This window comes from Hymenobacter perfusus (assembly GCF_003944765.1).
Taxonomy (GTDB): domain Bacteria; phylum Bacteroidota; class Bacteroidia; order Cytophagales; family Hymenobacteraceae; genus Hymenobacter; species Hymenobacter perfusus.
Genome location: NZ_RWIU01000002.1, coordinates 269,931 through 282,739, shown reverse-complemented (window position 1 = coordinate 282,739; position 12,809 = coordinate 269,931). Strand labels below are relative to the sequence as shown.

At 60.4% G+C, this 12,809-nt stretch carries 6 protein-coding genes and 1 pseudogene; 1 reads left to right on the top strand and 6 read right to left on the bottom strand.

Translation table 11 applies throughout. The features are described from left to right. Positions 1-2: 2 nt before the first annotated feature. The 4 genes from EI293_RS07355 to EI293_RS07340 all read right to left on the bottom strand — a co-directional run bounded on the left by EI293_RS07355 (position 3) and on the right by EI293_RS07340 (position 9,990). Positions 3-1,334 (bottom strand): sugar porter family MFS transporter, encoded by a 1,332-nt coding sequence (locus EI293_RS07355; RefSeq protein WP_125436505.1) that lies wholly within the window; start codon positions 1,332-1,334, stop codon positions 3-5. Between the two features lie 123 nt (positions 1,335-1,457). Next, positions 1,458-3,179, bottom strand: coding sequence for a RagB/SusD family nutrient uptake outer membrane protein (locus EI293_RS07350; protein WP_125436504.1), 1,722 nt, complete (start codon positions 3,177-3,179; stop codon positions 1,458-1,460). A gap of 118 nt (positions 3,180-3,297) precedes the next feature. After that, complete coding sequence (locus tag EI293_RS07345; RefSeq protein ID WP_125436503.1) at positions 3,298-6,456, bottom strand: SusC/RagA family TonB-linked outer membrane protein; 3,159 nt, start codon at positions 6,454-6,456, stop codon at positions 3,298-3,300. Positions 6,457-7,269: 813 nt separating this feature from the next. Next, on the bottom strand, positions 7,270-9,990 hold the full coding sequence (locus EI293_RS07340; RefSeq protein ID WP_246010570.1) for a substrate-binding domain-containing protein: 2,721 nt from the start codon (positions 9,988-9,990) through the stop codon (positions 7,270-7,272). Positions 9,991-10,206: 216 nt separating this feature from the next. Here EI293_RS07340 and EI293_RS22725 point away from each other — a divergent pair. Beyond that, positions 10,207-10,647, top strand: a pseudogene (locus EI293_RS22725) (hypothetical protein). A gap of 488 nt (positions 10,648-11,135) precedes the next feature. On the opposite strand, the gene EI293_RS07330 reads toward EI293_RS22725, so the two are convergent. Further along, positions 11,136-11,681, bottom strand: a complete 546-nt coding sequence (locus tag EI293_RS07330; RefSeq protein ID WP_125436500.1) for a hypothetical protein — start codon at positions 11,679-11,681, stop codon at positions 11,136-11,138. Positions 11,682-11,845: 164 nt separating this feature from the next. Further along, positions 11,846-12,784 (bottom strand): HTTM domain-containing protein, encoded by a 939-nt coding sequence (locus EI293_RS07325; RefSeq protein WP_125436499.1) that lies wholly within the window; start codon positions 12,782-12,784, stop codon positions 11,846-11,848. Positions 12,785-12,809: the final 25 nt, after the last annotated feature.

Sequence of the window (12,809 nt, the reverse complement as noted above, 5' to 3'; positions counted from 1 at the left end):
GTTTAGTGCAGTACTAGGGCCTTATCCATCTGCTCCAGGCTGGTGCCTTTGGTTTCTGGCATTAGGCGCCACACAAACAGGAGCTGCAGCACCATCATGGCGCAGAAAAAGGCGAAGGTGTGGCCGCCGCCTAGTTTTTCGGCCAAAGGCGGGAAGGCGAAGGCAATAGCGGCGGCCATGACCCAGTGCGTGCTGGACCCCAGCGCTTGGCCTTTAGCCCGCACCGTATTGGGGAAGATTTCGGAGATGAACACCCAGATAACCGCGCCCTGCGAGAAGGCAAAAAAGGCAATGTACACGAACAGCAGCCCCGGCACCAACATACCCCCGAAGGCCTGGAAGTTCTCCGAGTAAAACGCCCACGACACCAGCGCCAGCGTCACAATCAACCCAAAGGAGCCAATGAGCATAAGCTTGCGGCGGCCAAACTGGTCGATGACCTGGCGGCCCAGCAGCGTGAAGATGAAGTTCACCAGCCCCAGCCCCGCCGACGACAGCAAAGCCGAGCTTTTGCCCAAACCGGTCATTTCGAAAATGCGCGGGGCGTAGTAGATAATGGCGTTGATGCCCGACACCTGATTGAACACCGCAAACAGCACCGCCAGCAGCACGGGCGTGCGGTACTGCGGGGCCAGCAGAGAGGTGCCGCCGGCTTCATCGGCGGCGTTGGTGGTCAGGATATCGGTGGTGAGCTGGTCGGCGGTGGCGGGGTCTACGCGGCGGAGCACGGCGCGGCCTTCCTCCACCCGGCCCCGGCCAATCAGCCAGCGGGGGCTTTCGGGCACGCGGAACAGCAGCAGGAAAAACGCCAGGGCCGGCACCGCCTGCACGCCCAGCATCCAGCGCCAGTCGTTGTCCCCCACGCCCGTGAGCAGGTAGTTGGAGAGGTAGGCAGCCAGAATCCCGAACACGATGTTGAACTGGAACATGGCCACCATTTTGCCGCGCTGGGCGGCCGGGGCTACTTCCGAAATGTAGAGCGGAGCCGTCACCGACGAGGCCCCTACCCCCAGCCCGCCCAGAAACCGGAACGCCATAAACAGCACCCAGTTGGAGGTAACCGCCGCCCCCAGCGCCGATACGAAGTACAACACCGCAATCCAGATGAGGGTTTGCCGCCGGCCCAGCTTATCCGATGGAATGCCGCCAAACATGGCCCCGAATACGGTGCCAATCAGGGCCACGGCAATGGTGAAGCCGTGCTCCAGGGCATCAAGTCCCCAGAGCTGCTGAATGGCTTTCTCGGCCCCGGATATCACGGCCGTATCAAAGCCGAACAGAAAGCCGCCGAGCGCCACGACCAGGGACCAGAAGAATACGTTGTTATTTTTCACGGCGGAGAATTCAAATTGTGAAGTGGTGAACTTGTGAGTTTGTGGAATGGTGAGTGGTGGTGCTGCTGTGTCATAATGAGGCCACGCCACTTCACAACTTCACCATTTCACAACTTCACCTTACTACCAGCCCGGGTTTTGCTTATAGAGTCCTTTGCTGAAGTTGATTTGGTTCAGCGGAATTGGCAGGTACTCGTCGCGGCCGACGGTGAAGCGGGCGGTTTGCAGGTACTGGCGCTTGGTTTTCTCCTTATCGAAGTAGGTGTTCAGGTACGGGCCGGCAATGCCCCAGCGCACCAAATCAAAGAACCGGTAGCCCTCCATGGCAAACTCCAGGCGCCGCTCGAAGCGTAGGGCCTCACGGGCGTATTGCTGCGTCCACTGGCCGCTCTGGTACTGCCCGATGCGGTAGTTGGACGTATTGGTGCCAGCCGTGGTTTTGAGGCGGGCGGTGCTGTTGGCGGCCCGCTGCCGGATCTGGTTGATGAGGGGCAGCGCCTCCGCCGGCCGGCCCAGCTCAATCAGGGCTTCGGCTTTCCAGAGCAGCACATCGGCGTAGCGAATGAGGGTCCAGTTCTTGGAAGAACCCATGAAGGGCGGCGTTTTCTGGAAGCTGGGGTCGGAGGGCAACACCGTTTCCTTCATCGACATGTACACGCCGTAGGTGTTCTGGTCGCGCAGCCAGGACGTAGCGAAAATAAACGACGGCGAGTATTTATAAGGGTGCGAAGGAATGGCCACCGTGTGGTCGAGGCGCGGATCTACGGTGTTGATCTGGAAGTCCTGGGGCGTGGTCAGGTCGGCGTTGTTGAAGGTGGTAAACAGCGGTAGGCCCTGGGCATCGGTCCGGAAGGAGTTTACCAGGTTCTGGCTGGGCTGGTGGAAGCCGCAGCAGCCGTAGTCGGGGTTCATGGGGTAGGCCAGCGCGTTGCCGCGCTGCACCCGGCCCTTAGGCGTACCGTCGTTGCGCGAAAACTGGATGGCAAATACCGACTCCACCCCGTTGTCGCCGGTGGTCAGGAAGTTGGTGGCAAAATCCGGGTGCAGGGAATATTTACCCGAGCTGATAACGGCGTTGGTCAGGGTGACTACTTCCTGGAGCTTAGCCTGGTCGGTGGTGGTTACGGCGTGGGTTTCGCTCTGTCCGTAGGCCTGGTACAACAGCGTTTTAGCCAGGTAGGCCTGGGCCGCCGACTTGGTGGCGCGCCCGATTTCGGGCTGGGTTTCGGGCAGGTTGGCGGCGGCGAAGCGGAAGTCATCGGCAATCTTCGTCCACAGCTCGTCATTGGTCAGCGCCACGTTCGATACCTCACCGTACTTGTCGGTGGGCACGGCCTGGTCGATGTAAGGCACGCGCTTGAACAGCTCTTTCAGCAGGAAGTAGTAGTGCCCGCGCAAAAAGCGCATTTCGCCCTGGCGCACCGCCTTGGTGGGCATGGCGGCGGCATCCACCGCATCCAGCCGGCGCAGCGCGTCATTGCAGCGCGACACCCCGATGTAGATCAGAAACCACAGCTCGTCGGTGTTGCCCACGTCCACGCGGTTGAACGAGAAAGTTTCGTAGAAGTGGAACGCGTCTACGTCGGCCGTACCGTTGCCGCCTTTGTAGGCGTCGCCGCCGCGCACGTTGCCGTAGGGCCACATGCTGGTGTAGGGGGCGCGGTACACGTCGTTGCCGAGCTGGGAATAGGCGGAAATAACCTGTTTTTCAATGTTTTCCGGCGTGTTCAGCTGCTCGTCGCTGAGCGCGCCGATGGGGGCCACTTCCAGGAACTTACTATCGTTGCAGCCGGTGGCCGAAGCCAGCAGGCCCAGGGCCAGCATGGTGGGTTTGAGGAATTTCATGGGATGGTGGGAAGTAGAGCTTAGAACTGAGAGGATAGAACTGAGATACCAGGGCCTAGACACAGACTTTTGATAATGAAAATCCTTGGCTCTAAGCTCTCATTTCTAATTTCTTATCTTAAAAAGTCACGTTGAGGCCGGTGGAGAAAATGCGGGGCACCGGATACTGGTAGTTGGTCACCTCGGGGTCGGGGCCGGTAAACTCGTCGCTTTTGAAAGTCAGCAGGTTCTGGCCCTGCACGTACACCCGCACGCCCTGGAGCTTCAGCTTACTGGTGAGGCCTTCCGGCAGCGAGTAGCCCACCTGCACGTTGCGCAGCTTCAGGTACGAAGCGTTTTCGATGAAATAAGTGGAGGCGCGGCCCTCGTTGTTGGTGTTGAGGAGCGTGGCGGCCGGAATGCCGGAGCCGGCGTTGGTGGGCGTCCAGGCATCGAGCAGGCGCTGGCCCCAGTTCTCACCCGTCGCCAGGGACGCGAAATCGGTGCGGAACTTGGAGTTGTTGAAGGCCTCCAAGCCCTGCACGCCCTGCAAGAACACCTGCACATCAAAGCCCTTGAAGCCCGCGCCCAGGTTCAGGCCGTAGTTGAAGTCGGGCACCCCTTCCGTAATCCAGGTCTGGTCGAAGTTGTCCACCTTGCCGTCGTTGTTCAGGTCCTTGTAGCGGATGCGGCCGGGGGCGGCGCCAATCTGGGTGGGGCCTTCGTTTACCTCGGTGGTGTTCTGGTAGAGGCCATCGGCCACGTAACCGAACACCGCGTTGATGGAGTGGCCCAGGCGCGTTACGTCCTGGCCGTTGCCACCGTAGGCATTGATTACCTCAGCAGGCAGGTAGGTGAGCTTGTTCCGGTAGCTGGCCAGGTTGCCCGAAATAGTGTAGCTGATGCCGTTTTCCAGTTTGTTCTGGTAGCCGAGCAAAAATTCCCAGCCTTTGTTCTCGATGGAGGCCCCGTTCACGAACTGGTCGCCGCCCTCCCCCACTACCGCCAGAAACGGCAGGTTCACGAGGATGTCTTTGCTGTTCTTCACGAAGTAATCCACCGAGCCCGACAGCCGATTCTCCAGGAAACCGAAGTCCACGCCCACGTTGGTTTGGGTGGTGGTTTCCCACTTCAGCGCGGGGTTGGGGCGCTGGAAGCGGCGGTAGCCCGAGGGCAGGCTGGTATCGTTGCCGTAGATGTCGTAGGCCGTGCCCCGGTCGTACTCGAAGTTGGGGTCCAGCGTGCCCAGCAACGACTGGTACAGGCCCAGGGACGCGAAGTTGGCAATATCCTGATTGCCGGTCTGGCCCCAGCCGGCCCGCAGCTTCAGGTCGGAAAAGAACCCAGCCTTGTCCTTCACGAAGGTTTCCTCGCTCAAACGCCAGCCCGCTGACAGCGCCGGGAACACCCCAAAGCGGTTATCGGCCCCGAAGCGGGAGGAGCCGTCGCGGCGCAGGGTGGCCGAGAGCAGGTACCGGTCGGCAAAGCTGTAGTTGATCTTGCCGAAGTACGAGGCGAGCCGGTAGGCCGTGGCCCCGCCGCCGTTGTCCTTGTTGGCCGCGCCGCCGTCGAGGTAGGCGTAGTCGGGGTCTTCGGAGGCGAAGTTGGTACGCGAGGCGTAACTACTCTCGTCGTAGTAGCTGATGCGCTCGGCCCCGGCCAGCACGCCTAGTTGGTGCTTGCCGCCCAGCAGCACGTCGTAGTTCAGCGTATTCTGCCACACCCAGTTGCCCCAAAACCGCTCGTTGTTGGTCACGCGGTTGTTCTGCTCGGAGAGGAAGCCGGCCTTGTAGGTCTTGTAGATCTGGCGGAACCGGTAAATGCTGTAATCAATGCCGAAGCTGCTGCGCAGGTGCAGGCCCTTCAGTATTTCGGCGTCGGCGAACAGGTTACCAAAGGCGCGGCCGGTGTTGGAGCGGTTCTGCTGGTTGTCGGTGAGCAGGCGCAGGGGGTTGTCCCGGTCGCTCATGCCGGCCACGGGGCCACCCCAGCCCACGCCGTCCACGGTGCGCACCGGCACGATGGAGGGCAGCTGGGTGGTCCGGTCGCGCACCAGGTTCAGGTCAAACTCGGCCCGCTGCGACTTCACGATGGTCAGGTTTTCGCCTACCTTCAGCTTGCCGCCCAGGAAGTTGTAGTCGGAGTTCAGGCGGGCCGTCATCCGGTCGAAGCCGGAGTATTTCAGCGTGCCGGAGTTGTCGTAGTAGTTCAGCGAGAACAAAGCCCCGCCCCGCTCACTGCCGCTGCTCACGTTCAGGTTGTAGCTCTGGATGAGGGCGTTCTGCTGGGTTTCCTTGGCCCAGTCGGTATCGGCGGCCCGCATGGTGCGGTCGGCGTCAATGAATTCCGGCGTGCTCACCCCGTTCAGGACGAGGTTGCCGGCCGCGTCGCGCGAGGTCTGGAAGTTGTAGTACGGCAGGCTGGGTACTTTGCCGTCGTTGATGGCGGCCCGGGCGTACACCGTGCCGTAGTCCTGCGTGTTCAGCATCCGCAGGTTCGGACCCGGCGTCTGCACGCTGAAAAACGTGGAGAAATCAACCCGGGTAGCACCCTTTTTGGCCTTTTTGGTGGTGATGATAATCACGCCGTTGCCGGCCCGGGAGCCGTAGATGCTGGCCGCCGAGGCATCCTTGAGCACCTGAATGCTCTCGATGTCGTTCTGGTTGATCTGGTTGATGCCTTCCTTGGTCGGGATACCGTCGATGACGTACAGCGGGTCGTTGTTGCCCAGCGTGCCGAAGCCCCGGATGCGTACGGTGGCGGCGCTGCCCGGCGCGCCGTCGGTGGTAATCTGCACGCCTGGTACGCGGCCCTGCAGGTTGCGCGTCACGTCGTTGGAGGCCATGTCCCGGATTTCCTCGGTCTTCACCACGGCCACCGCGCCGGTCAGGTCGGCCTTGCGCTGGGTCTGGTAGCCGGTTACGACTACCTCATCCAGGGCCGCAGCATCAGGGGCCAGCGTCACGCTGATAACCGCGCCGCTCACCGCCACTTCCTGCGACTTATACCCCACGAAGGAAAACAGCAACGTGGTTACGTTATCAGGAACGGAGAGCGTGAAGTTGCCGTCGTTATCAGTAGAGGTGCCGATGGCCGTGCCCTTGGCTACCACCGTGACGCCGGGCATGCCGGCCCCGTTCTCATCCAGCACCCGGCCCGCTACTTTCACATCGGCGGCGGTGGTGGCGGTACGGGTTTCGGCCGGGGCAGCCGTGGCCGGCAGGGCAGGTGCGGCCGTGAGGGCGGCCAGCAGCGTCAGGCCAGCTGCCGGACGCAGGAGGGGGTACCTGTCTTTCATAAGGAGTGGGAATTGGGAAGGTGGGGATTCTGCGGGCAGGTCGGCGCCGTCTGGGGAATGGCCGGCCGGCCCCGGTCAGGTGGCCGGTAGGTAGGTACTCACCCACCGGCCGGAGCCGGCCAACCGACTGTTAGCGGCCGGCGGCCAGCCTGACTTGCTGCTCAAATGTCACCCTATCCTGCTCTTTCCCCTTCTCCTATTCGCTCAAAGTGTTTAGCTATTGATTCACAGCCAGATATTCGATCAAAAATCTGATATACAACTACTTAATATGAATACCTGAATAATTATTTCAGCCCGACTTTCAGTTTTGATACCTCACTTTTGAAAAAAGAACAAGGCAAAAGTTAATCTTTCGACAAGCCTTAGCTGAAGTAACAGGTGACCTGCTTGCCTGATAAAGTATACAGATGTACTTCTTCGCCCACCAACACCTTCATAATGTATCAGCCTACGTCTTGGCCACATCCTATCTATATCTTGTTGGCTGTCTTGAGTGGTAGTGGTATTGCATTCTGGTCTGCCGTTTTCTTTATCGGGAGCACAGAGACAATGCAGGTAATGGTAGCATCAAGAGGACTGCTACTCATCTTTTTTTCGCGCTTCGTAGGGTTTGCGATACTCGGTAGCTTGGCGGCAGGTACTATTGGACTTTTAAGTTTGCTGGCTACCCGTTTAGGATTTGGTACCCGATGGGCAAAGCCAATTCGCGTGTTTCAAGTAACCCTAATTTTCGAGCTGACCTGTGCTTTCGTTGGTTGTCTGGTATTTACCAATGCAGTAGCTCAGGCAACCATTTCCTAATGCTCTACCTTACGCCGTGGTATGCAAAGCCCGGAACTCGGAGGGCGACACCTGGTAGCGGGCCTTGAAGCTGGTGGAGAAGTACGAGGGCGAAGAGAAGCCCAGCTGGTAGGCCACTTCGGCAATGGTCAGCTCGTCGGAGAGCAGCAGCTGGCGGGCCTTGGTGAGGCGGATGCCCTGGATGAAATCCGTGACGCCGGTGCCCAGCACGGCCTTCACCTTGCGGTAGAGCTGCACCCGCGAGATGCCCAGGCTGCGGGCCACGTCCTCCACGTTCAGCTCGGAGCGCGAGAGGTTGGCTTCCACAATGGCGGTGAGGTCGGCCAGGAACTTCTGGTCCACGCGCTGCGGGGCCACGGTGGCCGTCTGCACCGACAGCTCCCGGCGGAAATGCTCCCGCTGCTTCTCGCGGTTGCTGAGCAGCGTCCGCACGCTTTCCAGCAGGAAGGTGGGGTTGAAAGGCTTGGTCAGGTACAAATCGGCGCCGGCCTGCACGCCTTCCACCTGCTGCTCCGAAGCGCCCCGGGCCGTAAGCAGCACCACCGGAATGTGGGAGGTGCGCCAGTCGCTTTTCAAGCGGGCCACCACTTCCAGGCCGCTCAGCTCGGGCAGCATCACGTCGCAGATAATCAGGTCGGGGATGCTGTCGGCGGCCAGCTCCAGGCCCCGGGCTCCATCAAACGCCGCGCTAACCTGAAAGTGGGGTCGCAGCTTCTGTACCAGAAAGGCGTTGACTTCGGGATTGTCCTCAATGACCAAAACCAGGGCTTCACTCCCGCTCACGGCCGCCTCGGGCTCGGGGCGCAGGGCGGGCAGCAGGTCCTCTTCCACCGAGAAGCCCAGGTTGAGTGGCACTACGGCTTCCGCCGATTTCAGTTCCTGGGGCAGTTCCAGCGGCAGCGTGACCACAAACGTGCTGCCCCGGCCGGGCTGACTGGTAAACGAAAGCGTGCCTTGGTGCAGCCGGGTGAGGCCCAGAGCCAGCGCCAACCCCATGCCCGAGCCCTTCGCCACCGACTGCTGCCCCTGGTAAAACCACTCGAAAATGTGGGCCCGGTCCTGCTCCGAAATGCCCCGGCCGGTGTCCTCCACGCTCACGCGCACGGCGTTTTCAGCGGGCACGCGCTGCATGCTCACGGTAATCTGGCCACCTTCGGGCGTGAATTTGAGGGAGTTGCTGAGCAGGTTGAAGAACACCTTATCAAGCACGTTGGCATCGAACCAGAGCAACAGGGCCGGCTCGGCAGGCAGAAACCGGAGACGGATACCGCGCTGCCGGGCCGGCCGCTCAAACACGTCCATAATCTCGCGCACGAAGACCACCAGGTTGCCCTCGGTAGCGCGCACCGGCATCTTGCCCACGTCAATCTTGCGGAAATCCATGAGCTGATTGACCAGTTGCAGCAGCCGCTGGGCATTGCGACGCACCAGGCTCAGGTCGTGGCGCTGGGCGGCGGGCAGGTTCGGGCCGCTGGTAAGCATTTCCTCCACCGGCCCCAGAATGAGGGTGAGCGGGGTGCGCAGCTCGTGGCTGAAGTTGGTGAAGAAGCGCAGCTTGGCCTCGGTTTCCACCCGGGCCTGCTCGGCAAACTCCTGAATCTGGTTGCGCTGCGCCCTGATTTCCTCGTTCTGCAAGGCCAGCCGCCGCGTAATGCGCCGGTTGGCCCGGAAGGCCCGCCACACCAGCACGCCCAGCCCGGCCGCGCCCAGCAAGGCCGCCGCCAGCACGTACAATACCGTCTGCTGACTGGCGTACGTGGCCCGCTGCTGCTGCAACAGCCGCTGCTGCCGCCGGATATCCTGCTGCTGACTGCTGAGCTTTTCGGTCTGCAGCTTCATCGTCAGCACGTTGGTCGAGTCGATAACCATCGTGCTGAGCGGGTTTTCCTTCTCGAAGGGCTGGTGCTGCAAAATGCGCATGGCCGTGCGGATGGCCTCCTCCCCGCCCGGCGAATACAGCAGCGTGGAGTTGATGATGCCATCCTGCACCAGCTGAATACCGCCGTGCGGCCCCGGCAGACCATCCACGCCCACAATGCGCACCTGCCGCTCCCGGCCCAGCTGCTTACACACCTGGTAGGCCCCCAGCGCCAGCCGGTCGTTGTGGGCAAAAATGAGGTCAACTTCGGGGTGCTGCCGCAGCACGGCGGGCAGTTGCGTCAGCACCGAGGGCCGCTCCCAGTTGCTGTTCACCCGGGCCACCAGCTGCATCCCCGGATACTCGGCCAGGGCCTGCGCGAAGCCCCGGTGCCGGTCGATGGCGGGACTGGAGCCGGGCGCGCCCAGCACTTCCAGCACCTGGCCCCGCCCGCCCAGCAGGCCGGCGGCGTAGCGGGCCGCCGTCTGGCCCACCTCCAGGTTGTTACCACCCACGTAGGCGGTGTAGAGCTTGGAGGTGGTGCGCCGGTCCAGAATCACCACCGGAATGCCCCGGTTGTAGGCCTCCTCCACAATGGGCGTCACCGGCTCGGTTTCGTTGGCCGATACAATGAGCAGGTCGATGCCTTCCCGCAGAAACTCCCGGATCTGCTGCTGCTGCAAAGCCGAGCTGTACCGGGCATCCTTCATGCGGAAGCGCACCTCGGGGTGGAAGCTCAGTTCCTTCTGCATGCCAGCCAGCATGGCCTGCCGCCAGGCGTCGCCGTTGGTACACTGCGAAAAGCCGATGGTGTACTGCCGCTTCGGCGCGGCCTGCGTGCAGCCCGCCAGCCCACCAATGCCGGCGTACAAACTGCAACACAACCAAAAACGAACCAGGAAGCGGGTAACCATCCTTCGAAACTACGTTTCAATTTCAACAAGTCCGCAAACCCGCCCCAGACTAAACGCATTTGAAAATGCTCGACCATTCAACAGGCACGCAAAAGGCATTTTGGGTGTGAGCCATTTCTGGTTGCCAAAACCTGAAGTGGCTCCAGACGCTGGAAACGCAGGACCGTTTTTCAAATGTGTTTAGTCCGTCATCCAGCATGGACACCCGCACCGGATCCGCGCCGGCACCTGTCCGACATGTAGGTTGCCACGACGGCGCTGATTGAGGCACTTTACTTTGGCGGCAACATGGACCAAGCTCGGCAGTATATGCAGGCGCATTGGGGGCAGCGTGAGCTGGACGAGAGTGGTGCTTTCCAACGGTTGCACCCGCTCAAAGACGTGCTGAACAAGTTATTCGCCACCTTCGACTAGGTGCTCCAGGCCCTGCACACGGGAGCCCGCTACGTCATCGACTCGTTTCTCATTCAGCATTCCCGTCACGGCAGCGAAACCTGCTTCAGCCAGCATACAGCCCGCTTCCCGAAGAAGTTTCGTACCACGTCCGCCGCAGGCTTTGCGCTCAGCATTGGACTATTCGTCTTCGTACAGGCACTGGACCGGTGCGTCCTATAACCTTCCGCAACTTAGGTTAGATAACCCAAGTTGTGGAGGATGCAGGACGACTGGCCTGGGTTCCGGTCCGGCGGCTTTTTTCAGCCGCCGGACCGGTCGCCGTAAGCGCATACGGCACGTCTTTTCGGCCACGCCACCTCGTTCGCCCTACGACCGGTCCGACGGCTGAAAAAGCCGCCGGACCGGAACCTGCTCCGCAACTTGGGTTACTATTCCCCGCCACATTGGGCCGTTTTATATTCTCTGTAAGCCACTTTTTTTGACCAGCTACGCGGTATTCAACTCAGCACATCCTTCATTCTATTGACTATTCTACCCACCATCGGCACTGCCTTACTGGTCGGGGCTACCTGGCAGCTTCCTGCTGCCATGCGGCGGTGGGCTGTACTCAGGTTCTTTGCGCTGCTTACCAAAGTTGCTTCCCGTATCCTATGTTTGGTCAGCACATAATCGGGCACGTAGGAACTAGCTCCGGTAATGGCAGCGGGCTAAGTAAGCTTTACCGCCAATGGTTTGGCGATACTGCGGCCCACCAGCAAGGCTAAGAAGTTACCCAGCACAATGGTAATGGTATTGAGAAAGATATTCTGAGCGAAGAAAGGCAGCTGCGCGAACGAGCGCACAACCGAGTCCTTCGGCACGCTGCCGCTGTTAACCGAAATCTGTGCTACTGTCTCGGCGTACGAATGCGGAATAGTGGCATCCACCAGCTGGCAGTAAAGCAGGTCGAGGCCCGCGCAAAACACCAGCACCCCGAGCGAGAGGAGCGGTACCAGCCAGAACCACCGGGCGGGGCTTTCCCCCGTTCGGAACGCTTCCAGACGGTGCTGATAAATGGGAATGGCATGCATAATGCCTTCTATCAGCAGCATAAGCAGACCGGGCAGCACCGGGAGCAGAATCATTTTGTCGGCCGGAAAAAGGCCGGTTTCGTTATCAATCCAGCCGTAGAGCACCGTGTACAGCACCACCAGATACACCAGCGTGGTGAACAGCGTCCAGGTAAACAAAGGGAGTAGCAGGTTTTTTTTCATCGAATGGGGAGGTTAGGAACGGTTGCGGCCCGCGCCGCGCAATATTGGCTGGCAGGTACTGTGCAGCAGGTAGCCAGACAGGACAGAAAAGAAGCGGCCGAGGCCCACTCCGGCACCACCTGAAGCAGGCATGCGGGTGACGGCCCGCTCCCCGCATGCCTGCTTCAGGTGGTAAGCTGGCCGGCAGCCGGCGCAAGCTCCCGGGAGCGGCTCTGCCGCCCTACCAGTTGCCGCACATAAGCCAGCAGCCGCACGTAGTCACGGTTGGTGATGAACATGGCGTAGGAGCCAATCATAATCCAGGAGAAATTGTCAATCCGCATGAAGTACCAGATGCCCACATGTAGCAGAAAGCCGCCTACTATCACCACCCAGCGGGTTTTGCGGAACCAGATCAGGAAGGCAAAAGAAAGCTCCCAGAGAATGGTGAAATACGTGCTCAGAACCACGAAATAGTGGTTCTGGGTCAGGGCAATATTCCAGTCGGTTTGCCGGAACTCGTCGACCCGCATTGTGTAGTAAGTGGCCGTGCCATTGAGCCACAAATCACCCTGCAACTTGGCCAGGGCGGTGAAAAAGTACACGAAGCAGACCTGAATCAGTAACGCCAGCGACGCGTAGCGCATCACCAGTCGTCCCATTTCGGCCAGCGTACCCGTTTTGGGGGCGGCCGTAGTGGAGCTGAGCGTGTTGTAGCGGTACGCGTCGGCCAGAATCAGGAAAGGCAGGGTCACCTCAATCACGTTGTCGGAACCATCAAGAATAAACCCGTTGCGCAGCTTGAACAGCACCAGCAGCAGCCAGAGTACCAGGGCCGTTATCCGGCCAAAAATGCCGAAGAACAGCAGAAAGGCGACGCAGAAGGTGAGAATGACAAACAGCTGCGGCGCGTAGGGCGCGTGAAACGGGTAGATGAAGTAGTGCAGGCCCTGCGCGTACATGGTGCCCAGATACGTGTCGTAATCAACAATGGCTTCGGCTCCCAGCAGATTATCGGCCATGGGGAGGTAGAAAATCATGTTTTTCATGACCAGCCCGGCCAACAGGCACCGGAATGCCGACAGCCCGATGGAATTGCGCAGCGAATCAGTAGTGGGAAGCATGGGAGGAAGGAATTAGGTGACGGAA

Bases quoted from the DNA above. Each gene is read 5' to 3' on its own strand.
- EI293_RS07325 (WP_125436499.1), bottom strand. From the start codon at position 12,784: ATGCTTCCCACTACTGATTCGCTGCGCAATTCCATCGGGCTGTCGGCA.
- EI293_RS07345 (WP_125436503.1), bottom strand. From the start codon at position 6,456: ATGAAAGACAGGTACCCCCTCCTGCGTCCGGCAGCTGGCCTGACGCTG.
- EI293_RS07330 (WP_125436500.1), bottom strand. From the start codon at position 11,681: ATGAAAAAAAACCTGCTACTCCCTTTGTTTACCTGGACGCTGTTCACC.
- EI293_RS07350 (WP_125436504.1), bottom strand. From the start codon at position 3,179: ATGAAATTCCTCAAACCCACCATGCTGGCCCTGGGCCTGCTGGCTTCG.